The sequence below is a fragment of the Rossellomorea sp. NPDC071047 genome (assembly GCF_050270195.1).
GTDB lineage: Bacteria > Bacillota > Bacilli > Bacillales > Bacillaceae_B > Rossellomorea.
The window spans coordinates 438,889-465,249 of the sequence record NZ_JBNNJT010000004.1; the positions used below are offsets into that span (position 1 = coordinate 438,889).

The 26,361-nt window shown below is 41.0% G+C and carries 23 protein-coding genes and 1 rRNA gene; 10 read left to right on the plus strand and 14 right to left on the minus strand.

The window, feature by feature from the left end:
• Positions 1-280 precede the first annotated feature (280 nt).
• The 3 genes from ychF to ACQKFO_RS16440 all read right to left on the minus strand — a co-directional run bounded on the left by ychF (position 281) and on the right by ACQKFO_RS16440 (position 2,775).
• Positions 281-1,381: a redox-regulated ATPase YchF gene (ychF, locus tag ACQKFO_RS16430; protein ID WP_427599980.1), complete on the minus strand. Its 1,101-nt coding sequence runs from the start codon at positions 1,379-1,381 to the stop codon at positions 281-283.
• A gap of 243 nt (positions 1,382-1,624) precedes the next feature.
• Positions 1,625-1,825 carry a DUF951 domain-containing protein gene (locus ACQKFO_RS16435; RefSeq protein WP_034764770.1) on the minus strand — a complete coding sequence of 67 codons (201 nt, stop codon included), beginning with the start codon at positions 1,823-1,825 and terminating at the stop codon, positions 1,625-1,627.
• A gap of 14 nt (positions 1,826-1,839) precedes the next feature.
• On the minus strand, positions 1,840-2,775 hold the full coding sequence (locus ACQKFO_RS16440) for a mechanosensitive ion channel family protein (RefSeq protein WP_427599981.1): 936 nt from the start codon (positions 2,773-2,775) through the stop codon (positions 1,840-1,842).
• 261 nt (positions 2,776-3,036) lie between these two features.
• Here ACQKFO_RS16440 and yyaC point away from each other — a divergent pair, with 261 nt between their 5' ends.
• Positions 3,037-3,657 carry a spore protease YyaC gene (gene yyaC / locus ACQKFO_RS16445; RefSeq protein ID WP_427599982.1) on the plus strand — a complete coding sequence of 207 codons (621 nt, stop codon included), beginning with the start codon at positions 3,037-3,039 and terminating at the stop codon, positions 3,655-3,657.
• A 47-nt stretch (positions 3,658-3,704) separates the two neighbouring features.
• Here yyaC and ACQKFO_RS16450 read toward each other — a convergent pair whose 3' ends face one another.
• From ACQKFO_RS16450 to rpmH, 11 genes are all read right to left on the minus strand, one after another.
• Entirely contained in the window at positions 3,705-4,418 is a 714-nt protein-coding gene (locus ACQKFO_RS16450; RefSeq protein ID WP_427599983.1) for a DUF554 domain-containing protein, read from the minus strand.
• Positions 4,419-4,560: 142 nt separating this feature from the next.
• Positions 4,561-5,400, minus strand: coding sequence for a ParB/RepB/Spo0J family partition protein (locus ACQKFO_RS16455; protein ID WP_427599984.1), 840 nt, complete (start codon positions 5,398-5,400; stop codon positions 4,561-4,563).
• Positions 5,393-6,154: a ParA family protein gene (locus ACQKFO_RS16460; protein ID WP_427599985.1), complete on the minus strand. Its 762-nt coding sequence runs from the start codon at positions 6,152-6,154 to the stop codon at positions 5,393-5,395. The genes ACQKFO_RS16455 and ACQKFO_RS16460 overlap by 8 nt, the downstream gene beginning before the upstream one ends.
• A gap of 726 nt (positions 6,155-6,880) precedes the next feature.
• Complete coding sequence (gene noc, locus ACQKFO_RS16465) at positions 6,881-7,744, minus strand: nucleoid occlusion protein (protein ID WP_149154947.1); 864 nt, start codon at positions 7,742-7,744, stop codon at positions 6,881-6,883.
• 118 nt (positions 7,745-7,862) lie between these two features.
• The gene (gene rsmG, locus ACQKFO_RS16470) at positions 7,863-8,579 is read right to left on the minus strand and encodes a 16S rRNA (guanine(527)-N(7))-methyltransferase RsmG (protein ID WP_427599986.1); all 717 of its coding nucleotides are present in this window, start codon (positions 8,577-8,579) and stop codon (positions 7,863-7,865) included.
• Between the two features lie 21 nt (positions 8,580-8,600).
• Entirely contained in the window at positions 8,601-10,493 is a 1,893-nt protein-coding gene (gene mnmG / locus ACQKFO_RS16475) for a tRNA uridine-5-carboxymethylaminomethyl(34) synthesis enzyme MnmG (protein WP_427599987.1), read from the minus strand.
• A gap of 57 nt (positions 10,494-10,550) precedes the next feature.
• Entirely contained in the window at positions 10,551-11,936 is a 1,386-nt protein-coding gene (gene mnmE / locus ACQKFO_RS16480; protein ID WP_427599988.1) for a tRNA uridine-5-carboxymethylaminomethyl(34) synthesis GTPase MnmE, read from the minus strand.
• 324 nt (positions 11,937-12,260) lie between these two features.
• The gene (jag, locus tag ACQKFO_RS16485; protein WP_427599989.1) at positions 12,261-12,878 is read right to left on the minus strand and encodes an RNA-binding cell elongation regulator Jag/EloR; all 618 of its coding nucleotides are present in this window, start codon (positions 12,876-12,878) and stop codon (positions 12,261-12,263) included.
• Positions 12,875-13,663, minus strand: a complete 789-nt coding sequence (spoIIIJ, locus tag ACQKFO_RS16490) for a YidC family membrane integrase SpoIIIJ (RefSeq protein WP_427599990.1) — start codon at positions 13,661-13,663, stop codon at positions 12,875-12,877. Before spoIIIJ ends, jag begins: the two co-directional genes overlap by 4 nt.
• Positions 13,664-13,797: 134 nt before the next feature.
• Complete coding sequence (gene rnpA, locus ACQKFO_RS16495) at positions 13,798-14,172, minus strand: ribonuclease P protein component (RefSeq protein ID WP_427599991.1); 375 nt, start codon at positions 14,170-14,172, stop codon at positions 13,798-13,800.
• A 165-nt stretch (positions 14,173-14,337) separates the two neighbouring features.
• A complete protein-coding gene (rpmH, locus tag ACQKFO_RS16500; RefSeq protein WP_034764748.1) occupies positions 14,338-14,472 on the minus strand; it encodes a 50S ribosomal protein L34 in 135 nt (44 codons plus the stop codon).
• A 1,108-nt stretch (positions 14,473-15,580) separates the two neighbouring features.
• On the opposite strand from rpmH, the gene dnaA reads away from it, so the two are divergent.
• From dnaA to ACQKFO_RS16545, 9 genes are all read left to right on the plus strand, one after another.
• Positions 15,581-16,927 carry a chromosomal replication initiator protein DnaA gene (dnaA, locus tag ACQKFO_RS16505; protein ID WP_427599992.1) on the plus strand — a complete coding sequence of 449 codons (1,347 nt, stop codon included), beginning with the start codon at positions 15,581-15,583 and terminating at the stop codon, positions 16,925-16,927.
• Between the two features lie 206 nt (positions 16,928-17,133).
• Positions 17,134-18,270 carry a DNA polymerase III subunit beta gene (dnaN, locus tag ACQKFO_RS16510; RefSeq protein ID WP_044340279.1) on the plus strand — a complete coding sequence of 379 codons (1,137 nt, stop codon included), beginning with the start codon at positions 17,134-17,136 and terminating at the stop codon, positions 18,268-18,270.
• A 221-nt stretch (positions 18,271-18,491) separates the two neighbouring features.
• Positions 18,492-18,710, plus strand: a complete 219-nt coding sequence (gene yaaA, locus ACQKFO_RS16515) for a S4 domain-containing protein YaaA (protein ID WP_044340280.1) — start codon at positions 18,492-18,494, stop codon at positions 18,708-18,710.
• Positions 18,711-18,727: 17 nt separating this feature from the next.
• Positions 18,728-19,846: a DNA replication/repair protein RecF gene (recF, locus tag ACQKFO_RS16520; RefSeq protein ID WP_149154957.1), complete on the plus strand. Its 1,119-nt coding sequence runs from the start codon at positions 18,728-18,730 to the stop codon at positions 19,844-19,846.
• 9 nt (positions 19,847-19,855) lie between these two features.
• Positions 19,856-20,110, plus strand: a complete 255-nt coding sequence (remB, locus tag ACQKFO_RS16525; RefSeq protein WP_113969423.1) for an extracellular matrix regulator RemB — start codon at positions 19,856-19,858, stop codon at positions 20,108-20,110.
• A gap of 48 nt (positions 20,111-20,158) precedes the next feature.
• The gene (gene gyrB, locus ACQKFO_RS16530) at positions 20,159-22,075 is read left to right on the plus strand and encodes a DNA topoisomerase (ATP-hydrolyzing) subunit B (protein WP_148970677.1); all 1,917 of its coding nucleotides are present in this window, start codon (positions 20,159-20,161) and stop codon (positions 22,073-22,075) included.
• Between the two features lie 108 nt (positions 22,076-22,183).
• On the plus strand, positions 22,184-24,727 hold the full coding sequence (gene gyrA / locus ACQKFO_RS16535) for a DNA gyrase subunit A (protein ID WP_427599993.1): 2,544 nt from the start codon (positions 22,184-22,186) through the stop codon (positions 24,725-24,727).
• A 136-nt stretch (positions 24,728-24,863) separates the two neighbouring features.
• Positions 24,864-25,949, plus strand: coding sequence for an HD-GYP domain-containing protein (locus tag ACQKFO_RS16540; protein WP_427599994.1), 1,086 nt, complete (start codon positions 24,864-24,866; stop codon positions 25,947-25,949).
• A gap of 340 nt (positions 25,950-26,289) precedes the next feature.
• A 16S ribosomal RNA gene (locus tag ACQKFO_RS16545) occupies positions 26,290-26,361 on the plus strand; the annotation flags it as partial.

The window sequence follows — 26,361 nt, forward strand, 5'->3', positions numbered from 1 at the left end:
TCTTTGTGAAAGAACAAGGAGCAATGCGTTCATTACTCACGAAATAAAATTATAGCACAGGTTATCTATTATTGCAATATGACGTAAAAAAAAGACTAGAATCGGGACTCTAGTCTTTCAATAATACTTTTTTCGTAAACTTTGTTGCTTTTTAAGAAGCGAGTGCTGGTTGATTTCCGCTCCAGGCACTCGCTTTCAGCTCCAATCAACTCTCAGAGAATTTAGTTCTGATAAAATTTCAAAGAAAAATGCATAGTCTCGCCTATTTTTTTCTCAAAACCTACACATTAAAACGGAAGTGGATAATGTCTCCGTCTTTTACGAGGTATTCTTTACCTTCTAAACGGACTTTTCCGGCTTCGCGGGCTGCTCCCATTGTTCCTGCTGCGACTAAATCGTCAAAGTAAACCGTTTCGGCACGGATGAAGCCTCTTTCGAAATCGGTATGGATGACGCCGGCACATTGTGGGGCTTTCATCCCTTCACGGAAAGTCCAGGCGCGGACCTCTTGAACGCCGGCTGTGAAGTAAGTAGCCAGTCCTAATAAAGAATAGGTAGCGCGGATCAGCTGATCTAAACCGGACTCTTCAATCCCTAACTCTTCCAGGAACATCGCTTTTTCTTCATCATCAAGCTCAGCGATCTCCGACTCGATTTTCGCACAGACAACAATTACTTCTGCATTGTCTTCTTTAGCAAAATCACGTACTTTCTGAACATATTCGTTGTCAGAAGCATCGGCAATTTCATCTTCACTAACGTTTGCTACATATAGGACAGGCTTTGAAGTCAGAAGGTGAAGCTGTTTCACAAGCTTCATTTGTTCATCAGAGAACTCAACCGTACGAGCCGGCTGCTCTGCTTCAAGGGCTTCTTTGATTTTGACAAGGATATCATGCTCAAATACCGCTTCTTTATCTTTTTGCTTGGCCATTTTCTGAACTCTGGCAAGGCGCTTATCAACTGTCTCAAGGTCGGCTAAGATCAATTCCAGGTTGATGACTTCAATGTCCGCAATCGGATCTACTTTACCTGAAACGTGTGTGATATTATCATCTGCGAAACAACGGACAACCTGACAGATCGCATCTACTTGGCGGATGTGAGATAAGAATTTATTCCCTAATCCTTCTCCTTTACTCGCTCCTTTTACGATACCGGCGATATCCGTGAATTCAAAGGCAGTGGGAACCGTCTTCTTAGGTTCTACAAGCTCTGTTAATTTATCTAAACGGTGATCGGGAACTTCAACAATTCCTACGTTCGGATCAATTGTACAGAAAGGATAGTTGGCAGATTCTGCACCTGCTTTTGTAATTGCATTAAATAAAGTGGACTTCCCTACGTTAGGTAATCCAACAATACCAGCTGTTAAAGCCATTATGGTCACTCCTCATCTAAATTCTTATCTATTAAAAATAATGAAAGATCGAAAATAAGTAAACGGTCGAACCTTTCACAATTATAGAGATAATAGCGGGAAAAGACAAGTGAAGCTTCAGTCATCGGCATGGCTGACTAAAAAGAGCATCCAATCGACTTAAACCGACTGAATGCTCTTAAACCTGGCAAATTAACCATAGGATGGATTAGGTCAAAAGAAATATGGGTAAAAAAAGAATACTTATTCTTCTTCGCCGCTACTGATGACTTTTTTCATTTTTTTCGCAAAGTCTTTTCTCGGAATCATGACACTGTGGCCGCAGCCTACACATTTGATGCGAATATCCATTCCCATGCGGATCACTTTCCAGCGGTTCGTCCCGCATGGATGCGGCTTTTTCATTTCTACAATATCATTTAATGTGAATGTCTTGGGCTCCACTGGGTTTCTCCTCCTTATTCGCTTTCAAGTTTTCTTTGTTTTTCTTCACGTGGCTGGATATCTTCCTGATCCTGACGTGAATACATCACCATACGTGGGAATGGAATTTCAATACCGTGCTCATCCAGGCATAGTTTGACCTCTTTACGTATCATTCTCGCCATATACCAATGTCTCATCGGAACCGTTTCAGCCACGATCCGAATGACCACATCTGAAGCTCCCAGGGTTTGAACACCCAACAGTTCAGGTGGATTCACAAGATCTTCATATTTTTGCGGTAAAGCAAGGAGAAGCTCCTGCATCACTTTCTCTGCTTCTTCTATATTTTCTTCATAGGCGATACTGACATCTACGACCGCAATGCTGTTATGAATGGAGAAGTTCGTTACTTCCGTAATATTACCATTGGGGAAGATATGTAATTCCCCTGTCCAGCTTTTGATCTTTGTCGTACGAAGACCGATTTCTTCAACAGTCCCTTCAGCAGAACCAATTCGAACATAGTCACCGACTGAAAACTGGTCCTCGAATATAATAAAGAAACCCGTTATGATATCCCGAACAAGGTTTTGTGCTCCGAAACCTACCGCCAGACCGACGATCCCGGCACCGGCAATCAGTCCTTTCACATCAATATCCAGAGTAGATAGAATCGTCATTAAACTAATGAAATAGATCACATAGGTCAATACATTCTCTAATAATTTTGATAAAGTGGCTTCCCGCCGCTCCGTAAATTTGAGAGGTGAGCGGGACCGGACCCTGAACACATTTCGAATGGCTGACCTTCCCAGCCTTAGAGCGATATAGGTAATGACCATGATTGCCACAATTTTTATCGCACCTGATCCCAGGGCAATCCATAATTCATTATCTATAAGTTTTTGAGCTGCTTCACTATCTTTTATTTTTTCTACGGTATCTTCAACTTTTTTAGTACTCGACATATATACCGAACCTCCACTTATTGTTCAATAAGAAGTATTCCTTATTTTATCAACTTTCCCTCTCCTTGTGTAGATATAACCTCATAATACTATAGTTTATAGAAAATTTTTATTTTATGAAAAATCCAACCATATTATGTATGAAAAAATGAAATCGTCCGTATACTGATAATACTTAGAAAATATGATTATGGTAGTCACGTCCGACAAAGTATGTTCACTATAAAATTCCCCTTAAACATATCCAAAGGAGTGGAAGCGATGAATCTAAAAAAAGGACTATTTGAACGAAGACCTGAACCCTTTAGAGTCCTTCATCAGGAAGAGCGTGCGGCACAGGATCTATCCGTTCAATTGTCGTCGATGCTTCCCACTTACTATCGTACAAGACCCATTGTCTTCGTATGTATTGGCACAGACCGTTCAACAGGGGATTCATTAGGCCCATTAGTTGGATCATTAATAGAAGAACAAGATATCAAACCATTTCATGTCTATGGAACGTTGGATGATCCGATCCATGCAGTAAACCTGGAAGAGAAGCTCAGTCAAATTTCCGCTAAACATATCAATCCTTTTATCATTGGTGTAGATGCCTGTCTCGGTCGATTAAAAAGTGTTGGCGCCATTCAACTTAGTGACGGGCCATTAAAACCTGGTGCCGGAGTAAATAAAGAGTTACCAGAGGTGGGGGAGATTCACCTGACCGGAATCGTGAATGTAAGTGGATTTATGGAGTTCTTTGTTTTACAAAATACACGATTGAATCTTGTAATGAAAATGGCTAAGACGATTGCTGAAGCCATTGTGCTGGCAGGCGATTCAGTGGAACGCCGCAACGCCGTCAGTATTGAAAAATGGCGGGAAGAATTACAGCAATAAAAGGGAGAAGATCCAGATACGACCTGGGTCATCTCCCTTTTTCACTATTACATATACAGCTGGTATGCGTTTATGATTCCTACAACCAATCCCACAACGATGATCCCGGGAAGTAAATTGGCGACTCTGATCTTCGTTACACCGAGGAGGTTGAGTCCAATCGCGAAAATCATAATTCCTCCCGTAGAGGTCATCTCTACGATATAGGCATCCATCAGCTTTTCTGGAACCCACTGATGAATTTGAGTTGCAAACAAAGCAATGAATCCTTGATAAAGGACGACAGGGATCGCCGAGAACATGACACCAATCCCTAAAGTCGTCGTTAGGATCAGCGATGTAAAGCCATCAATGATCGACTTCGTCAACAGAACATCATGATCGCCCCTGATGCCGCTATCCAACGCACCTATTACTGCCATGGCTCCAATAACAAAAATAAGGGTAGCTGTGACAAACCCTTGAGAAATGGATGTTTCTTGATTACTGCCCAGCTTCTTTTCCAACCAGTTACCCAATGAGTTAAGCTTGTCCTCCAGGTTCATCCACTCTCCCCATGCAGCACCCAGAGCGAGGCTGATGATGACAATGAGGAAGTTTTCACTTTTCAATCCCATCTGTAATCCAAGGACGATGACAGCTAACCCAATCGCTTTCATGACAGTTCCCTTCATGTCTTCCGGGATGCGATGAAGGACCTTACCCAGGAGAGTTCCGATGATAATACATACTCCATTTACAAGCGTTCCTAATAGTACCATGACGTTCTCCTTATCTGTCTGAAAAATTATGCTTTTTGATGATTATTTCCCAAAGAATAGTGTACCTTATATGTACAATATGGAAGAGGACTGGATTAATTGGTATAAAAATACCTTTTAAGCCAGTCCTTTTCCCAAATGGTTACTGTAATAATTCCAAAATACGATCGAGATCTTCTTTCGAAAAAAATTCGAGCTCGATCTTTCCTTTTTTCTTTGATTGTTTAATCGTGACCGTTGTCCCGAAGCGTTCACGTAGAAGGGATTCCTGTTCCTGGATGAAGACATCTTTACGCTCTGTCTTTTTTGTTTCACGTGGAACATTCTCATTCAGCTCTTGAATGATTTTTTCTAATTGGCGAACGTTTAATGACTCTTTAAGGATACGATTTACAACGGTTGATAGATTCTTCTTATTTTTCAACCCAAGGAGTGCACGCCCATGTCCCATCGTTAACTTACCTTCTGAAATAAGTTCCTGAATAGGAGAAGGGAGGGATAATAAGCGAATATGATTGGCAATATGAGGTCTGCTCTTTCCTAATCTCTTCGCTAATTCCTCCTGAGTGAGCTTTAGCTTATCCATCAGCATTTGATAAGCAGCACCTTCTTCGATCGGTGTCAGGTCTTCACGTTGGAGGTTTTCTAAAACGGCAAGCTCCATCATTTGTTGCTCATTCAATTCCCGGACCACGACAGGAGCCGATTCTAATTTAGCCGCTTTAGCTGCGCGGTAACGGCGTTCCCCAACGACAATTTCATACCCTTTGATCGTTTTACGCACAATGATCGGTTGCAGGATACCGTGTTCTAGGATCGACTCTTTTAATTCTTCAATTGCTTGCGGCTCAAAGATCTTTCGTGGTTGATATGGATTCGGCCGTATTTCTTTCAGGCTCACTTCTTGCACGGACTCTTCATTTTGAGTTGTTTGGATATTGGTAAAGAGAGCATTGAGGCCCTTTCCTAATCCTTTAGCCATTCGCCGCCACTTCCTTTGCTAGTTCTAAATAAACTTCTGCTCCCCTGGACTTTGCATCATAGATGATGATCGGTTCACCATGACTGGGCGCTTCACTTAAACGAACGTTACGAGGAATAATTGTGCGATACACTTTATCTTGAAAATATTTTTTGACCTCTTCAATGACCTGGATTCCCAGATTGGTTCTCGCATCAAGCATTGTAAGGAGCACACCATCGATCATAAGGTCATGATTCAGATGCTTCTGAACTAAACGAACGGTACTCAATAGCTGACTTAATCCTTCCAGAGCATAATATTCGCATTGAACCGGGATGACGACAGCATCTGAGGCTGTTAACGCATTGATTGTCAATAATCCTAATGACGGTGGGCAATCAATGATAATATAATCAAATTCGGCTTTCACTTTCTCCAATGCTTTCTTCAAACGCACTTCACGGGAGATGGTTGGAACAAGTTCAATTTCTGCCCCTGCCAATGAAATAGTTGCAGGTACGATGGATAAATTCTCAACTTTTGATTGTTTAATCGTTTCTCTGACATCCACATCATCTACCAGCACATCATATATGCACTGCTGGACATCCCCTTTTTCAACACCTGCACCACTAGTGGCGTTTCCTTGAGGATCAATGTCTACCAGTAAAACCTTTTTCCCTATATAAGCTAAGCAAGCCCCCAAATTGACGGATGTTGTGGTCTTTCCCACCCCACCTTTTTGGTTAGTAACGGCTACTATTCTGCCCAAGGTTGTCACCTACCTTTTGACTTCCTAAGATTCACTAAATTTTTTCACAGTATTCTTCTATTCTATCAAAATTCCTTGTTAATTGTCTGTCAATTTTTCAAAAAGTGCAGTGTTTCTAAAAATAGGAAATCGTAAATAGATCTTTACTCACGAATCGACAGTACTTGCCCTGAATCGACAGAACTAGAGACAGTGGTAGTTGATTTCCGCTACAGGATGCTCGCTTTCCGCGGGGCGTGAGTTGAGCCTCCTCGGGCTTTGCCCTGTGGGGTCTCAACTTTCCCGCTATTCCTGCAGGAGTCGAGCACCTTCCGCTACAATCAACTTTCAAAGCATGTGTTTGAAAATCTAGTAGACATACAAAAAACTTTCTAGTAACAGCTTTAAAAGAAGAGAGTGGTCGAATACTGGTTGTATACTAGAATTGCTTTTATCTATTAATTTTTTTTATTAAGTTCTATAACTCTGTCACGATAAACTTAAGATAGATGGGGAAGGGAACGGCGTAGATTCCTGCGGAAGAACGGGCGTGCCGAGACCCCGTTCGGCTAAGCTGAGGAGGCTCGGCCGAACGCTAGCTGCAAGCGGAGCTGTTCCCTCACCATCCAGCACACACTGGTTGACAGAGATTCTGGAAGATTACATATTTAAGAACACTTTGCAAAAAGAACTAAACAAAAAAGTGAGAAACCACTCCGATATGTTTCTCACTTTTAGACTATGAATCTATTTTTTTTTAGGAATACGGATGGTGAATTGATAGAATTCCTCATGTTCTTCTTCTTCAGAGTCCAGATTGATCCCGCTGTCCGATACCATGGAGAGAGATTGACGAATCGTATTCACAGCTATTCGCATATCCTTACTGAAGGCTTTTCGTTTCGGTTTTGGCTTTTGAGTCGTTCCTTCTTGCATTTTCACAACCCGGTCTTCGGTTTGTTTGACATTCAAGCTTTTTTCAATGATTTCTTGAAGGAGCTGAATTTGCTTTTCAGCATTCTTCAGAGGAATCAAAGCCCTGGCATGGCGTTCTGTTATCAGTTTATCTAACAAGGCTGATTGGATTTCTTCTGGAAGCTTAAGGAGACGAAGCTTGTTCGCCACAGTCGATTGTCCTTTTCCTAAGCGTTGAGCAAGGGCTTCTTGAGTTAAATCATGTAACTCCAACAGTTTTCCATACGCGATGGCTTCTTCTATAGGAGAGAGCTCTTCTCTTTGTAAGTTTTCAATTAATGCAACAGAGGCTGTTTCTGTATCATTAAGATTCTTTACGATGGCCGGTACGGTGTCCCAGCCAAGCTTCTGAACGGCTCTGTACCGACGTTCACCTGCAATGATTTCAAACTGCTCATCATCGTATTGTCTAACCACAATCGGTTGGATAATACCATGAGTATGAATCGTTCTGGATAACTCTTCTATCTTTTCATCATTGAACACTGTTCTTGGTTGAAAGCGATTAGGGATGATTTGTGAGACGGGTATCTTTTTCACTTCATCTCGATCTTCTTCCACTACATTTGATTCTTCAGATTCAACATCTTGCTCCTTTTCACCTAGGCCAAAAAAACGAGAGAAAGGATGCTTCATCTTCCTACACCACCTTTAAGAAACTCCCTTTATTAATATTCTCTAAAATATGGCAAGTTCCTGCCTGTGCTGAGATTTTCAAAGTATTGATACTGTCTGGGCAGGAGAGCTTTTCATATTATTCTAACGGTAATTTATTGGGTGTCCCAGGTTTTCTGGGATATTTGTTAGGCGTCTCTTTCACTTTGTCGATCTTCACGATATTTCGTTCACTTTCCTCTTCCGGTAAGATGAACGAATACATTTTATCTGTTTGTCCACCCAGCATGCCAATGGCTTTCTTGGCATTGGATAGCTCCTCTTTCACATTTGAAGCCTTCATTGCTACAAATATGCCGCCCTTTTTCACAAGTGGTAAACATAATTCACTTAAAACAGACATTCTGGCTACGGCTCTTGCTGTAACCATATCATACTTTTCACGATGAGCCTTGTTTTTACCAAAAGTCTCCGCACGATCATGATAGAAATTCGTGTTTTCAAGCCCTAACTCATCTGATAAGTGGTTCAAGAACGTAATCCGCTTGTTCAAGGAGTCAACAATCGAGATATGTAAGTGCGGGAAGCAAATCTTAAGAGGGATACTCGGAAAACCGGCTCCTGCCCCAACGTCACAAAGAGTTGTCACCTGCGTGAAATCAACATAAAAAGCGGCACTGATCGAATCGTAAAAATGCTTTAAATAAACATCTTCCTTTTCAGTGATGGCCGTCAGGTTCATTTTTTCATTCCATTCAACCAATAATTCATAATAACGCTCAAACTGATTTAATTGCTCAGGAGAAAGGGAGATCCCCTTCTCCTTAAGCATTGATTGAAATTCATTTATTTTCATGAAATTATCCTTCCTTTACCTCTATTGATCACCTGATACTTTTGCAATTTTCCCTTGCTCGATATAGACGAGTAAAATAGAGATGTCAGCAGGATTCACTCCTGAAATCCGGGAAGCCTGTGCAAGAGAAAGGGGCTGAACCTCGATTAATTTCTGTCTTGCTTCAGATGCTAAACCGCTAATCGCACTGTAATCAATGTTTTCAGGAATTCTTTTGTTTTCCATCTTCTTCATTTTATCGACCTGTTGAAGGGATTTTTCAATATAGCCTTCATATTTCACTTGGATTTCAACCTGTTCCTCAACATCGAAATCTAATTCGATTTCACTTGGAACGAGTGATTTAATATGACTATAGTTCATTTCAGGGCGCTTCAGAAGATCAGCTGCTAAAATGCCGTCTTTCAGCTCGCTTCCCCCCGCTTCACGGATAACGGCCTGTGTTTCGTCAGTTGGCTTGATACGGATTCCTTCCAGGCGCTTTTTCTCTGCAAAGATCGCTTCTTTTTTAGCTGTGAAACGTTCGTATCGATCATCGGAGATTAATCCTATTTTATGACCGATATCAGTCAGGCGAAGATCCGCATTGTCATGACGGAGCAACAGGCGATATTCAGCACGGGAAGTCAATAGACGATACGGTTCGTTCGTCCCTTTAGTCACAAGGTCATCGATTAATACCCCGATATACGCATCAGAACGGCTTAAGATGACCTCTTCTTTATCCAGGGCACGGCAGGCAGCATTGATCCCTGCCATCAGACCTTGTCCAGCTGCTTCTTCATAACCGGACGTTCCATTGATTTGTCCCGCTGTATAAAGATTTTTAATTTTCTTCGTTTCAAGGGTCGGCCATAATTGCGTAGGTACGATGGAATCATACTCAATGGCATACCCGGCACGCATCATTTGGACTTTCTCAAGACCCGGGATGGTTTGAAGAATCTTTTGTTGTACGTCTTCAGGTAAACTCGTTGATAATCCCTGTACATAGACTTCTTGTGTGTTTCTTCCTTCAGGCTCAAGGAAAATCTGGTGACGCGGTTTATCATGGAAACGTACGACTTTATCCTCAATGGATGGACAGTAACGCGGTCCGGTTCCTTTAATCATTCCCGAATACATCGGAGAACGATGCAAGTTGTCATCAATCAATTGATGAGTGTGTTCGTTCGTATACGTTAACCAACATGGAAGTTGATCGGTAATATATTTCGTCGTTTCATAGCTGAATGCACGGGGAACATCATCACCTGGTTGAATTTCCGTTTTCGAATAATCGATTGTTGAACTATTCACTCGCGGTGGAGTCCCTGTTTTAAAACGAACAGTATCAAAGCCCAATTCATGTAAATGATCAGAAAGTCTGATCGAAGGTTGTTGATTATTAGGGCCGCTTGAATATTTCAGATCTCCTAATATGATTTCACCACGCAGGAATGTACCCGTTGTAATGACGACGGTTTTCGCGCGATAGGCAGCACCCGTCATCGTTACGACACCTTTGCATTCATCATCTTCAACAATCAATTCCTCAACCATTCCTTGAAGCAAGGTCATGTTCGGTTCATTTTCGATCGTGCGTTTCATTTCATGTTGATATAGGAATTTATCCGCCTGAGCCCTTAATGCCCGGACAGCCGGACCTTTTCCTGTATTCAACATTCTCATTTGAATATGAGTTTTATCTATATTTCGCCCCATTTCTCCACCAAGAGCGTCAATCTCTCTTACAACGATCCCTTTTGCCGGTCCACCAACTGATGGATTACATGGCATAAAGGCGACCATATCCAAGTTAATGGTGACCATTAACGTTTTTGCTCCCATACGGGCGGAAGCAAGTCCTGCCTCTACTCCGGCATGGCCAGCACCAATGACAATGACATCATATTGCCCTGCGTCATATTGCATGGTTTGTTTTTTCCTCCTTGTAGGACCTTGAATGTAAAGTCCACATTATAATAGTATTTATTTCCCTAAGCAGAATTGAGAGAACAGCTGATCAATCAGGCTTTCATGAACGCTATCCCCAATGATTTCACCTAATAGCTCCCACGTTCTGGTTAAGTCAATTTGAGCGATATCGATGGGAGTTCCCATTTCTACGCTATCGATGGCTTCATTGATTGCAAGGGAAGCTTGATTGAGTAGCGCGATGTGACGGCTATTGGACACATATGTCATATCCCCTGCTTCAATGGAACCTGCAAAGAATAAAGAAGATATGGCTTCCTCAAGCTCATCGATCCCTTGCTCTTCAAGTAACGCCGTTGTGACAAGCTGATGGTTTTCCGCCAGTTTTCTTACTTTATCTATATCAATCTTCTGAGGCAGATCCGTTTTGTTCACGATGACAATAACGTCCATTCCTCTTACTGCTTCAAACAGTTGTTCGTCCTCAGGAGTTAATTCATCCGCATAGTTGAGTACGAGTAAAATTAAATCCGCTTCTTTCAATACTTGTCGTGAACGTTCCACACCAATGCGCTCAACAATGTCCTCTGTTTCACGAATCCCGGCTGTATCAACCAGACGCAGGGGAACACCTCGTACATTGACGTATTCTTCAATCACATCCCGGGTTGTTCCCGGGATGTCGGTTACGATCGCCTTGTTTTCATGAACAAGACTGTTCAATAGAGATGACTTCCCTACATTTGGACGTCCGATGATCACGGTAGAAAGACCTTCTCTTAGAATTTTACCCTGCTCAGATGTTCGGACCAACTTGTCAATTTCATCCCTGACATGTTTCGATTTCTCCAACAGTACGTTATGTGTCATTTCTTCCACATCATCATACTCAGGATAATCGATATTCACTTCCACATGAGCCAGTGTTTCAAGAATTTCCTGACGAAGCTTCCGAATCAACTTGGAAAGACGGCCTTCCATTTGATTTAGGGCTACATTCATCGCCCGATCGGTTTTTGCCCGGATTAGGTCCATTACCGCTTCTGCCTGGGATAGGTCGATTCGTCCGCTCAAGAATGCCCGTTTCGTAAATTCCCCCGGCTCAGCAAGGCGGGCTCCATTTTTCAATACGAGCTGCAGTACTTTATTGACCGACACAAGTCCTCCGTGGCAGTTAATTTCTATAATATCTTCACGGGTGAATGTTTTTGGCCCCCTCATGACAGAAACCATGACTTCTTCCACCACTTGCTCTGTGTCAGGATCGATAATATGTCCATAATGAATGGTATGAGAAGCAAATTCTGTCATAGGGTTTCCTTTCATTCCCTTAAAGATCTTATCACCGATATCGAAGGCTTGATCACCGCTTAAACGCACGATCGCAATCGCCCCTTCGCCCATCGGAGTGGAAATAGCAGCAATTGTATCAAACTCCATTGTATTCACCTCTCTTATTTCTTAGTTGATCTATTTATAATTGAATTATAGTAGAGAGCAAAGTTTCCCCAAATTATTAGAATATCACAATCCTATTTAATACTAAAGAAAGGAAACCCTCTATTCGTCACCAAATAATGTTATCCACACAGATAACACATCATCTCTATTATTTTAACTTATCCACATGTGAATAACAATAAACCGGGATGAAAATAAGAATCCACAGAGGCGGCAGTAGACAAAATCCCCAGTAAGCTCCCATCTACAACCACCTCCCTGAAAGCAAAAAAAAACGATCCCCCGAAAGGAATCGTCTCTTATTTATTTTGGAGCAATCACAATATAACGATTGGGTTCTCTGCCTTCTGAATGTGTATCAACAGTAGTCGAATCAACTAATGCTGTATGAATCACTTTTCGTTCATAGGAAGGCATTGGCTCTAATGAAACGGAACGATTGGTGCGCAATGCTTTCTCTGCTAATCGTTCAGCCAGGTTTGTTAACGTTTGCTTGCGTCTTTCTCGATAGTTCTCCGCATCTAAAATAATGGTGATGAACTGATCGGAAACCCGATTTGCAATTAGTTGAGTTAAATGTTGAAGGGCATTCAACGTTTGTCCTCTTTTTCCTATTAATAGAGCCATTTTTTCACCAGATATGTTGAACTCAACATCTCTTCCATCCCTATTCACTTCAATGGTAGCATTTACTCCCATTTCATGGGCAACAGATAGAAGAAAATCTTTCGCTTCATTTACCGGATCAATCGCTTTTTTGACTTGAACGACAGCAGGTCTTCCACCAAACAATCCGAACAAGCCTTTTTTACCTTGATCAATGACGTCAATCTCTGCTTCTTCTTTGGTGATATTCAGTTGAGACAAGGCTGATTCAATGGCTTCTTCCACCGTTTGACCAGTCGCTTCTACTTCTCTCACTTTTTCTTTCCTCCCGAATTCCCACCAGCCTTAGCGGTTTGCGCTTCTTTGATATCAGGTCCTTTAATGAAATACGTTTGAACAATCATAAATAGATTTCCGACTACCCAGTAAAGGGATAGGGCTGCAGGGAAGTTAATCGCAAAAATGATGATCATGACCGGCATGATATAAAGCATCATTGCCATTTGCGGATTTTGATTCGCTGTACCCGCCATCATTAATTTCTGTTGGATAAACGTTGTAATACCTGCTACTAAAGGTAAAATATAGTACGGATCCGGGTTACCGAGATCGAACCACAGGAAATTATGAGCTTTAATTTCTTCTGTTCTTACGATCGCATGATAGAAACCAATTAAGATCGGCATTTGAACGATCAATGGGAAGCAACCCGCCAGCGGATTGACCCCGTGACTTTGGAATAAAGCCATCGTTTCTTGTTGAAGCTTTTGTTGAGTTTGTGCATCTTTAGAGCTATATTTTTCACGCAGCTTTTTCATTTCAGGTTGCAAAGCCTGCATGGCTTTTGAGTTTTTCGTTTGTTTAATCATTAATGGCAGAATCGCTAAACGAATAATCAAAGTAACAATGACAATGGCCAATCCATAAGATCCACTCATGAACTCAGCTACCATTGTGATTAATTGTGATAAAGGATAGACAATATATTCATTCCATATTCCGCTACTCTCAGGTGTGATAGGCTGATTGTATTCCGTACAACCTGATAGTAAAGCCATTAGCCCAATGATTCCCATCAGGGCTATAATTCTCTTTTTCACCCTTAATTTCCTCCCTACTAATATCTTTCAAAATAATGTAAAACAGGTCTTCCGTACTTAAAAAGAACAATCTCTCGTATTGTAACATCTTTTCATAGGCTTGTGATGACGAAACCTGTCAATATCGTAAAATGTTATGACTTCTTTCTAACATGTTTTCCATTAGAGGATCTTTTCAACACTTTTCCTCTTTTCAGCACATGGGTGAGGCTGCCCTTCACCTCATGGAAATTCATTTCGGCCGCCGGTTTTCTGGCGATGATTAAGTAATCGTACTGATCTTTTACATCTTCTTGTAATTCTAAGAAAGCCTGTCTAACATACCGTTTAATTTGGTTTCGACAAACAGCGTTTCCAATTTTCTTACTTACGGAGATTCCAATTCGAAAGGGTTGAGGCTCATCTTTCTTCAATAGATATAAGACGAATTGCCGATTCGCAAAGGATGTTCCTTTTTTGAATATCTCCTGGAACTCTTTATTCTTCTTCACTCTCTGATCTTTCCGCATTGACCACACCTAATTTTCATTTTTGTCTTGATGTATCCTCGACATTATTGGCTCATTCATTTGAAATTATAAGTAATTTTTCTCTTAAAACAAAATACGAACGAGCCAAATCGTCTTTTCACTTGGGATAAAGGAAAAAAAAGACCACTGAGTCAGTTCAGTGGTCTAGGCAGATAATACTTTTCTTCCTTTGCTACGACGACGAGCTAAAACATTACGTCCGTTTTTAGAGCTCATACGTGCACGGAAACCGTGGTTCTTTTTTCTTTTACGATTATTTGGTTGAAACGTTCTTTTCATCTATGACACCTCCCTGAAGGATATCTTTATAAAAGTTAAAGACATTCCTCACTATTATAAAGACGGTACCCATAAAAAGTCAACACTCATATTATTTTTCTTTTTACAAGGCTCTTTTCGTAAAGATTGTTGCTTTTAACATAAGGGTCTGCATGAGCTCTGCCAATCAGCATGTGCTGGACGGTGAGGGGAACTGCTCAGCTTCGCTTCCGGGGTCTCGGCACGCCCGTACTTCCGCAGGAGTCTACGCAGTTCCCCTCACCATCTTTAATAGATTTATTGTGTGCAGAGCTTCAACATGCGTAATAAAACCATGTAACTAGAAGGAATAATTCTTCTTTTATAAAAGGGAAATCAATCTCTAATCTTAAGTAAGGTTGTTTGCTAAAATTCTTGTTTTCATTGATTTCCCTTAAGGATACATACTCAGAAAGTTGATTGTAGCGGAAGGATGATCGACTCCTGCGGGAATAGCTGGACAGGTGAGACCCCGGAGGCGCAGCCGAGGAGGCTCACCGCCAGCCCCGCGGAAAGCGAGCATCCTGGAGCGGAAATCAACTCCTACATTCTTCATTAAGATAACCACAAACTTTGCGAAAAGAGTCTTTTACAACGAGGAGTGCTGGTTGATTTTCGCTTCTTTTTATCCTTCTACAAATCTTATTCCATTTCTCTATTAAATCTGCCTGTGGATAGGATTCGACACGGTTTTAAATTATCCACAACACATACTGACAACTTTTTCACAATTTCATGGCTTGTGGACAAAATAATTCCACAAGGGCCTGGGCTTGTGGATAAAATTTAAAAAGCATTGCACCTCTAAGGATATTTTGATATGATTATTGTGTTTTCACTCTTAATAACTTTGTTTGCGAAAATGATTTATCCACAAAATGTGGATATCATGTGGGTAACTTATTCAGAGGGTTTGTAAAACGTTGTCCACAAGTGGTGGATATTGTCGAAAAACCATTTTCTTTCCTTATTATATATATTTTCCACATTCATTGTTTTGTATTTTTATAAAATAGCGAGAGTTAACGGATTTTATAGCATGTAACTATTGTACAGAAGTTATACAAACTGAGAAAAGGAGGGATCAGGATTGGAGAATATCGGGGATCTTTGGAGCAAAGCCTTAGAAAGCATCGAAAAAAAGATAAGTAAACCGAGCTTTGATACTTGGTTGAAATCGACTAAGGCGCATTCCATTCAAGGTGACACACTTGTCATCACAGCTCCAAATGAATTTGCACGAGATTGGCTGGAAGGACGCTACTCTCAATTAATCTCCGGGGTTTTGTATGATATTACGGGCGAAGAGTTGGTCGTAAAATTCATCATTCCACAAAATCAGGAGCCTGAAGAATTTGATATTCAATTACCGCCAAAGAAGTCGATGAAAGACGACGAGCAACAGGATATCAATCAAAATATGCTGAATGCCAAATACACATTCGACACCTTTGTTATCGGTTCGGGCAACCGTTTCGCCCATGCCGCATCTCTAGCTGTTGCTGAAGCACCTGCAAAAGCCTATAATCCCTTGTTTATTTATGGTGGAGTAGGACTGGGAAAAACTCACTTAATGCATGCGATCGGACATTATGTACTGGAGCATAATCCTGCTGCTAAAGTGGTTTATCTATCCTCTGAGAAATTCACAAACGAATTCATTAACTCCATTCGTGACAATAAAGCAGTTGATTTCCGCAATAAATACCGCAACGTTGATGTTTTATTAATAGATGACATTCAATTTTTAGCAGGAAAAGAACAAACGCAAGAGGAATTTTTCCATACTTTTAATACCTTACATGAAGAAAGCAAGCAGATTGTCATATCAAGTGATCGGCCGCCGAAAGAAATTCCGACGCTTGAAGACAGACTTCGCTCTCGATTTGAATGGGGTCTCATTACAGACATTACTCCCCCAGATCTTGAGACGAGAATTGCTATTTTACGAAAAAAAGCAAAGGCTGAAGGATTGGACATACCAAATGAAGCCATGCTTTATATAGCTAATCAAATCGATTCAAACATTCGTGAGTTAGAGGGCGCTTTAATCAGGGTTGTTGCGTACTCTTCTCTTATAAATAAAGATATTAATGCGGATCTTGCAGCTGAAGCTTTGAAAGATATCATTCCAAGCTCAAAACCACGGGTTATTACCATCCAGGAAATTCAACGGGTCGTTGGTGAGCACTTCAATGTGAAGCTGGAAGACTTTAAAGCGAAGAAACGAACAAAATCCATCGCGTTTCCCCGACAGATCGCTATGTATCTATCCAGGGAAATGACGGATTCTTCCCTTCCAAAGATCGGGGAAGAGTTTGGCGGCCGGGATCACACGACCGTCATTCATGCTCATGAGAAGATCAGTACATTACTGGGAGCGGATGCTCTTCTTCAGCAGCAATTGAAAGAAATTCGTGAGTCTTTAAAGAGTTAATTTTACACACAAAAAAATTGGATAATGTGAATAACTAAGACAAACTAGCACACAGTCTGTCCACATGTGGATAGGCTGTGTTTACGTTGAATTCACACACTTATCCACATATCAACAGGCCCTACTACTTCTATTACTATTTTTTAAATAAATTATTAGTATATGATTCAGTCCATAAAATTATGTGCAAATTGGAGGAATAAATCATGAAATTTGTTATTCAAAGGGACTATCTTGTCCAAAGTGTTCAGGATGTCATGAAGGCTGTAACGTCAAGAACAACGATTCCCATTCTTACAGGGATAAAGATCATCGCTACGGAAGATGGCGTCACATTAACAGGTAGTGATTCAGACATTTCAATTGAATCCTTTATTCCGAATGAAGAAGAAGGTTCAGAAATTGTTGAGATCATGGAAACTGGAGGGATCGTTCTTCAAGCTAAGTTCTTCAGTGAAATCGTTAAGAAATTACCTAAGGATACGGTGGAAATTGAAGTGCAAAATCATTTCCAAACCGTTATTCGTTCAGGACAGGCAGAATTTAATTTAAATGGTTTGGATCCAGAAGAATACCCGCATCTTCCTCAGATTGAAGAAGGGAATGGGATTAAAGTTTCGACTGATCTCCTGAAAACGATGATCAGACAAACCGTATTCGCAGTGTCCACCTCAGAAACACGCCCCATCTTGACAGGTGTAAACTGTCAGATTGAAAACGGGGAACTGAGCTGTATTGCAACAGATAGTCACCGACTTGCGATGAGAAAGGCACCGATTGAAACCAATCATGATGCTTCATACAATATTGTGATTCCAGGGAAAAGCTTAAACGAGCTGAATAAAATCCTTGATGATACAGAAGAGCCTGTTGAAATAGTGATCACAGAAAATCAAGTGCTATTCAAAGCGAAACACCTATTATTCTTCTCAAGATTATTAGAAGGGAATTATCCTGACACTAGTCGATTGATTCCTTCTGATACAAAGACAGAACTAACACTGAATACGAAAGAATTTTTACAAGCGATAGACCGTGCGTCACTACTTGCCAGGGAAGGAAGAAACAACGTAGTGAAACTTTCAACTCTCGATGGCGGAATGATTGAGATTTCGTCTAACACACCGGAGATCGGGAAAGTAATCGAACAGGTGCAGAGTCAGTCCATTGAAGGGGAAGAACTGAAGATCTCCTTTAGTGCAAAATATATGATGGACGCGTTAAAAGCCATTGAGGGAACAGAAATCTATGTGAACTTCACCGGGGCCATGAGACCGTTCGTACTGAAACCACTTCATGATGATTCGATCCTTCAATTGATTCTTCCAGTTAGAACGTACTAATGAATAGACAAGAGCCGATGCCTTTCACATGGGGTATTGGCTCTTTTTCTACACTATATCTGGTAATTGAAGGAATTACTCTCGTCCATTCAATGAAAAATCCAATGATAACAAGGACAAATTGCTCTGCGAGTCCTTGCTGATTTTTCGTTAGTTGTGACTTAACTCCATTTAGAGTAAAATAAGATATTAGAGACTTTATACGGAAAGTAGTGATTTTAGTGGCGAAAGAGATCACCATTGAAACGGAAATCATCACATTGGGACAATTCCTGAAGCTGGCTGAAGTAATTCAGTCCGGTGGGATGGCCAAGTGGTTCTTAAGTGAATATGAAGTATACATAAATGGCGAACAAGACCAAAGAAGAGGCAGAAAACTCACAATTGGTGACACAATTGAAATTCCCGAAGTAGGAGTATTTGTGGTTGCTGGAGAATAATAAAGGGTGTTATTTCCATGTACATTGAACAATTAGAATTAAGAAACTATCGAAATTACGAATCAATCGATGTGAGTTTCGAAAATAAGGTGAACGTAATTCTTGGAGAAAATGCTCAAGGAAAGACGAATATTATGGAGTCTATCTATGTACTGGCAATGGCTAAATCCCACCGGACCTCAAATGATAAAGATTTAATCCGTTGGGACGAGGAATATGCTAAAATAAAAGGTAGGATTCAGAAGTATAACGGTGCGTTACCATTGGAGCTTATCCTCTCGAAAAAAGGGAAAAAAGCGAAAAGCAATCACCTTGAGCAATCTAAATTAAGTCAATATGTCGGCAATATGAATGTTGTCATGTTTGCGCCTGAAGATCTCCATTTAGTAAAAGGGAGCCCTCAAGTAAGGCGTCGTTTTATTGATATGGAAATCGGTCAGGTATCTCCTGTTTATTTACATGATATCAGCCTTTATCAAAAAATATTACAGCAACGTAACCATTATCTGAAACAATTGCAAACGCGAAAGCAAAAAGACCAGACCATGCTGGATGTCTTGACGGAACAGTTCATAGAGATGGCTGTGAAAATTACGAAAAAGCGCTTTGAGTTCGTTCAGCTATTAGAAAGTTGGGCAAAACCGATCCATTCCGGGATTTCAAGAAACTTAGAAACCTTGGAAATCGTATATAAACCGTCTTTGGATGTATCAGATAATCAAGAATGGTCAAAAATGGTAGATATATATGAGCAGAAATTTGATGGTATCCGCGAGCGGGAAATTGATCGCGGTGTGACCCTGGTCGGGCCGCATCGGGACGATCTTCAATTTATTGTGAATGGACGAGATGTTCAAACATTCGGATCGCAGGGGCAGCAACGGACAACAGCCCTCTCTGTGAAGCTTGCAGAAATTGAGCTGATTCATTCTGAAATTAAAGAATATCCCATCTTACTTCTTGATGATGTCTTGTCAGAATTAGATGATTATCGACAGTCACATTTATTAAATACCATCCAGGGAAAAGTTCAAACCTTTGTCACGACGACAAACGTGGATGGAATTGATCATCAAACCTTAAACGAAGCGACTACTTTTGAAGTGGAAGCCGGATCAATGAAAAGACTGAAATGAGGTGTTACCTTGTACATACATGTTGGAGAAGATGTCATGGTACGTACAGATGAAATCATCGCTATTATTGATCGAGACACCGTTCAATTTTCAGAAGAAATTCAACACTTTTTAAAAACGAAAGATAAAAACCTTTGTAATCTTGCAAAGGGTTCATATAAATCTCTTGTTATCACGTCTAATCAGTTGTATCTTTCACCACTCGCATCAAGTACGTTAAAGAAACGATCAAAGAAATACTCAAACTATGAGAATTTATTATAGAAATATAAAGCCCTGAAGGTTAGAAAGTGTAGGTGAATCAGTATGGCTATGGAACAAAAACAAGGTCAATCCTATGATGAGAATCAGATTCAGGTTTTAGAAGGATTAGAGGCCGTTCGAAAAAGACCTGGTATGTATATTGGATCAACAAGCGGAAGAGGTTTGCATCATTTGGTGTGGGAAATTGTTGATAACAGTATCGATGAAGCGTTAGCCGGTTACTGTAATGAAATCGAAGTCATCATCGAAGAGGATAACAGTATCACTGTTACAGATAATGGACGAGGTATCCCTGTAGGTATTCATGAAAAAATGGGACGTCCTGCCGTTGAGGTAATCATGACGGTCCTCCATGCCGGTGGTAAGTTCGGCGGCGGTGGATATAAAGTATCAGGAGGTCTCCACGGAGTTGGGGCATCAGTAGTAAATGCTCTTTCCACAGAACTTGAAGTCCATGTTCATCGTGATGGAAACATCTATTATCAAAAATTCGAAAAAGGTGTACCAAGCTTCGATCTTAAGGTGATCGGAGAAACGGATAAAACGGGAACGATCATTCACTTCACTCCAGATCCTGAAATCTTTACTGAAACGACGGAATACGAATATGACACACTTGCAAATCGTATTCGCGAATTGGCTTTCTTAAACAGAGGAATCCAAATCAGCATTGAAGATAAGCGTGGAGAAGGGAAACGAAGAGACTACCATTATGAAGGTGGAATTAAGTCCTACGTTGAACATCTTAATCGTTCTAAAGAAGTCATCCATGAAGAACCTATTTACATTGAAGGCGAGAAAGACGAGATTACGATTGAAATCGCCCTACAATATAACGATGGCTTCGCAAGTAATCTTTATTCCTTCGCCAATAACATCCATACTCATGAGGGTGGAACCCATGAATCCGGATTTAAAACGGCATTAACGAGGGTCATTAACGACTATGCCCGAAAAAACAATGTGTTTAAAGAGAGCGATGCGAATCTTTCAGGGGAAGATGTTCGTGAAGGACTAACAGCGATTATCTCGATTAAACATCCGGATCCCCAGTTCGAAGGTCAGACAAAAACAAAACTGGGGAACTCAGAAGCAAGAACCATCACTGATTCTCTTTTTTCAGAGCATCTGGAAACGTTCTTACTTGAGAACCCGGTTGTTGCTCGAAAAGTGGTAGAAAAGGGTCTAATGGCTGCACGTGCCCGACTGGCTGCGAAAAAGGCAAGGGAGCTTACCCGTCGTAAGAGTGCCCTGGAAATCTCCAGTTTACCTGGTAAATTGGCAGACTGTTCTTCTAAAGACCCAAGCATCAGTGAGATTTATGTGGTTGAGGGTGACTCAGCCGGCGGATCTGCTAAACAAGGCCGTGATCGTCACTTCCAGGCCATCCTTCCCCTACGTGGTAAAATCATCAACGTGGAGAAGGCACGTCTGGATAAGATCCTTTCAAATAACGAGGTTCGTGCGATTATTACAGCTCTTGGGACAGGGATTGGTGAAGACTTCAACCTGGCTAAAGCAAGATACCATAAAATCGTGATCATGACCGATGCCGACGTAGATGGCGCTCATATTCGTACGCTATTATTAACGTTCTTCTATCGTTACATGAGAAATATCATTGAAGCAGGCTATATCTACATCGCTCAACCGCCTTTGTACAAAATACAACAAGGGAAGAAAATCGAGTACGCTTACAATGATAAAGAACTGGATCGCATACTTGCAGAAATCTCCCCGACGCCTAAACCTGGAATACAGCGTTACAAAGGTCTTGGAGAGATGAACCCTGAACAACTATGGGAAACGACAATGGATCCGGAATCAAGAACCCTGCTGCAAGTAAGTCTTCAAGATGCGATCGAGGCAGACGAAACCTTTGATATCCTGATGGGTGACAAAGTAGAGCCAAGACGTAACTTCATCGAAGAAAATGCAGCTTACGTTAAGAATTTGGATATCTAAAATAAAATAGTACAGGATAGACCATGTGCTATCCTGTCTTTTACATAGCGGACAAGGTAAAGAATGAGAAAGGTATAAATCTTTCTTTAAAAGGAGGTCCCTTTTACTATGGCAGAAACACCAAGATCGAATGTTAAAGAGATTAATATAAGTAGTGAAATGCGCTCGTCTTTCCTGGATTATGCGATGAGTGTTATCGTTTCCCGTGCACTCCCGGATGCCCGTGACGGCCTGAAACCTGTCCATCGCCGTATTTTGTATGCGATGAATGACCTGGGGATGACAGCCGACAAAGCATATAAGAAATCAGCCCGTATCGTCGGTGAAGTAATCGGTAAGTATCACCCCCACGGTGACTCAGCTGTTTATGACACAATGGTACGTATGGCGCAGGATTTCAACTATCGTTATATGCTTGTGGACGGTCATGGTAACTTCGGTTCCGTCGATGGAGACGCAGCTGCGGCCATGCGTTACACAGAAGCACGTATGTCCAAAATCTCTATGGAACTTATTCGTGATATTAATAAAGATACAATAGATTATAAAGATAACTACGATGGCACAGAGAGAGAGCCGGAAGTGTTACCTGCCCGTTTCCCTAACCTGTTAGTGAATGGTTCTTCAGGTATCGCAGTAGGGATGGCAACGAACATTCCACCTCATAATCTTGGGGAGGTCATCGATGGAATCCTTGCGTTAAGTAAAGATCCCGACATTACGATTCAAGAGCTGATGGAATTCATCTTTGGACCTGATTTCCCTACTGCCGGGCTAATTGTAGGAAGAAGCGGGATCCGTCGTGCCTATGAAACAGGTAAAGGTTCCATCACAATGCGTGCCCGTGTGGAAATTGAACAAAAAAGCAACGGAAAAGAAACGATTATCGTTCATCAAATTCCTTATCAAGTAAATAAAGCGAGACTGATCGAGAAAATTGCCGATCTTGTTCGCGATAAGAAGATTGATGGCATCACAGATTTACGTGATGAATCGGATCGTAATGGTATGCGTATCGTGATTGAAGTAAGAAAAGATGCGAATGCGAACGTCTTGCTTAATAATCTCTACAAGCAAACGGCCCTACAAACCAGCTTCGGTATCAACCTTCTGGCGCTTGTTGATGGCCAGCCAAAGGTATTGAATTTAAAAGAGTGCCTTTATCATTACTTACAACATCAACGCGTCGTCATTCGTCGCAGAACGGAATTCGAATTACGCAAAGCTGAAGCAAGAGCTCATATTTTAGAAGGTCTGCGTATCGCCTTAGATCATATTGATGAAATCATTAAACTTATCCGTGGCTCTCAAACTACGGAACTTGCGAAACAAGGCTTGATGGAGAACTTCTCCCTTTCTGACAAACAAGCCCAGGCAATCCTGGATATGCGTCTTCAACGTTTAACCGGTTTAGAACGAGAAAAAATTGAAGACGAGTATCAAGAACTATTGAAACAGATTGCAGAATTGAAAGCGATCTTGGCGGATGATGAAAAAGTTCTCGAAATCATTCGTGAAGAGCTTATCGAAATCAAAGAACGCTTCAATGATGAAAGAAGATCAGAAATCGTAGCGGGTGGGATTGAGAATATTGAAGATGAAGACTTAATTCCAAGAGAAAACATTGTCGTATCCCTTACTCATAACGGATACATCAAGCGCCTGCCTGTCTCAACCTACCGCAGTCAAAAGCGTGGAGGAAGAGGAATCCAGGGAATGGGTACCAATGATGAAGACTTTGTTGAACACTTACTGACAACGTCAACACATGATACGATTCTATTCTTCACAAACAAAGGAAAAGCATACCGTGCGAAAGGATATGAAATTCCTGAATTCAGCCGTACTGCTAAGGGACTTCCGATCATCAACCTCCTTGGGGTAGAAAAAGATGAGTGGATCAACGCCATGATTCGAGTGGAAGAATTCGTGGACGACTGGTACTTATTCTTCACTACGAAGCAAGGGATCTCAAAACGTACGCCTGTATCAGATTTCGCCAATATCCGTACGAACGGTCTGATCGCCATTAACCTTCGAGAAAACGATGAGCTCATTTCCGTCAAACTGACTGATGGAGAGAAAGATATGATCATCGGAACGAAAAAAGGTATGCTCATTCGTTTCCCTGAAACGGATGTTCGTTCAATGGGAAGAACAGCTACCGGGGTAAAAGGAATTAACCTGAGTGATGATGACATTGTTGTAGGAATGGAAATTCTGGAAGAGAAAAGCGATGTCTTGGTTGTAACGGTAAATGGTTACGGTAAACGTACTCCTGCCAGTGAATATAGAGTTCAAACACGTGGCGGTAAGGGCTTAAAAACATGTAATGTAACGGAACGTAACGGAGAACTGGTCTCTGTTAAAGCCGTTACAGGTGAAGAAGACTTAATGATCATCACGGCACATGGTGTCCTTATCCGTATGGATGTGAATGATATTTCCACTACTGGCCGTAACACTCAAGGAGTTAAACTGATCCGTCTTCAAGAAAGCGAATTTGTTTCAACCGTTGCCAAGGTTGAAAAAGAAGATGAAGAAGAAACGGAAGCACCAGTGGAAACTTCTGAAGGAATGGAAGAACCAGATAGCGAAGATCAGACCATTTCTGTAGATGCAGAAGATGTAAGTGAAGATACAGAAGAATAAATAAACGGGTAAGCTGTTTCCAGTAATGAGACTCTCATATTGGAAATAGCTTATTTTTTTGTGAAAAAATAACTATAACCTGTTAAATTTGGTAAAATAAACTAGAAGGAAAAGGTGAGAAATGAGGTGTTCATAGGTGAAGGTACATCGTGGAGAAATACAATTAGGATGCATCGTAGCAGAAGATATAATGGGAATGGCAGCCAACCCCATTATTCCAAAGAATACAGTAATAGAAGAAGAACATTTAACTATTCTTCAAGCATTCCATATAACAGAGCTTATAATAGAGACAACAAAAGCAGACGGACATCCCTTCAGATCACCCGTCTCTATTGATAAGGGCATGGTGGAGGAAGAAATCATCAATGAACTAGTCGGGTTCACCGATCTCTATTTAATGACGATCAAGGAATTTAAGAAAGAATTCATGAACTGGCAATCGGGAACGTCTGTAAATGTGGCAAGGGTGAGAGAGTTAATGCTGCCGGTGATTCAAACGGTTGAACAGAACCATACATATGTGTATTCTCTTCATCAATATTGCACAAAAAAAGATTATGTTTTTCACCATGCAATTTCAGTGGGGATCATAAGTGCCATGTTAGGAAAGAAGTTAGGCCTGAACCCTGGTCAGGTAAACCAGCTGGCTTTAGCGGGTATCCTGGCAGACTGTGGAATGGCCAAGGTCAGTCCACACATATTAACGAAAGAACAGCCTTTAACAGAGAGTGAATTTAAAGAAGTAAAGCTCCATACAGCCAACGGATATAAAATGGTTAAAGACACTCCATTGTTAAAAACGGAAACAAAACTGGCAATCTTTCAACATCATGAACGATTTGATGGTACCGGCTACCCGTCATCAGAGAAAAATAATCGTATTCATCTTTATTCTCAGATTGTTGGAATCGCCGATGTCTTTCATGCCATGACCTCAGAAAGGATATACAGAAGCAAGCAGCCTGTCTTCAAGGTGCTCGATATGATCAGTGAAGATTTATTTGGTAAATTCGATATTAAAGTCGTTAATGGTCTTCTTCAATTACTGGGAGATCTAAGGACAGGGACCTCGGTAAGGTTATCGAACGGTCAGTACGGAGAAGTGATGTATACAAAGCCGAACGCTTTTACAAAGCCCATCGTAAAAATAAACAAAACGGAAGAACTCGTAGACCTGTCTCAGCAAAAAGAGATTTATATATCAGAAGTTTTCGCTTGAAGCTTATTAAGTGAACCCTCTTAAGATCAGTCATAGCAACGTATTAAGTAAACCTCAGGTTAGGTAGCTAATCTTTGGTTTATTTATTTAGATTTACCTCTTGCCAACCTGTCCAATAGTATGTATAATATTATTTGTTGTCCGAAAGGCATTACATAACTGTTTCAGAAAAAACTTTTCTAAAATAATATAAATACCTTGACGGTAACGACAGTAAATGATATATTATAAAGGTCGCTTCAAACGAAGCGCTTACACATTGAACCTTGAAAACTGAACAAAACAAGACAATACGTCAACGTTAATTCTAGATTTATTTTTTAAAGAGCTATTCAAACTTTTATCGGAGAGTTTGATCCTGGCTCAGGACGAACGCTGGCGGCGTGCCTAATACATGCAAGTCGAGCGGATT

Coding starts and splice junctions, on each gene's coding strand:
- ychF (WP_427599980.1), bottom strand. CDS start 1,381: ATGGCTTTAACAGCTGGTATTGTTGGATTACCTAACGTAGGGAAGTCC.
- ACQKFO_RS16440 (WP_427599981.1), bottom strand. CDS start 2,775: ATGTCGAGTACTAAAAAAGTTGAAGATACCGTAGAAAAAATAAAAGAT.
- yyaC (WP_427599982.1), top strand. CDS start 3,037: ATGAATCTAAAAAAAGGACTATTTGAACGAAGACCTGAACCCTTTAGA.
- ACQKFO_RS16450 (WP_427599983.1), bottom strand. CDS start 4,418: ATGGTACTATTAGGAACGCTTGTAAATGGAGTATGTATTATCATCGGA.
- ACQKFO_RS16455 (WP_427599984.1), bottom strand. CDS start 5,400: ATGGCTAAAGGATTAGGAAAGGGCCTCAATGCTCTCTTTACCAATATC.
- noc (WP_149154947.1), bottom strand. CDS start 7,744: ATGAAGCATCCTTTCTCTCGTTTTTTTGGCCTAGGTGAAAAGGAGCAA.
- rsmG (WP_427599986.1), bottom strand. CDS start 8,579: ATGAAAATAAATGAATTTCAATCAATGCTTAAGGAGAAGGGGATCTCC.
- mnmG (WP_427599987.1), bottom strand. CDS start 10,493: ATGCAATATGACGCAGGGCAATATGATGTCATTGTCATTGGTGCTGGC.
- mnmE (WP_427599988.1), bottom strand. CDS start 11,936: ATGGAGTTTGATACAATTGCTGCTATTTCCACTCCGATGGGCGAAGGG.
- rnpA (WP_427599991.1), bottom strand. CDS start 14,172: ATGCGGAAAGATCAGAGAGTGAAGAAGAATAAAGAGTTCCAGGAGATA.
- rpmH (WP_034764748.1), bottom strand. CDS start 14,472: ATGAAAAGAACGTTTCAACCAAATAATCGTAAAAGAAAAAAGAACCAC.
- dnaN (WP_044340279.1), top strand. CDS start 17,134: ATGAAATTTGTTATTCAAAGGGACTATCTTGTCCAAAGTGTTCAGGAT.
- recF (WP_149154957.1), top strand. CDS start 18,728: ATGTACATTGAACAATTAGAATTAAGAAACTATCGAAATTACGAATCA.
- gyrB (WP_148970677.1), top strand. CDS start 20,159: ATGGAACAAAAACAAGGTCAATCCTATGATGAGAATCAGATTCAGGTT.
- gyrA (WP_427599993.1), top strand. CDS start 22,184: ATGGCAGAAACACCAAGATCGAATGTTAAAGAGATTAATATAAGTAGT.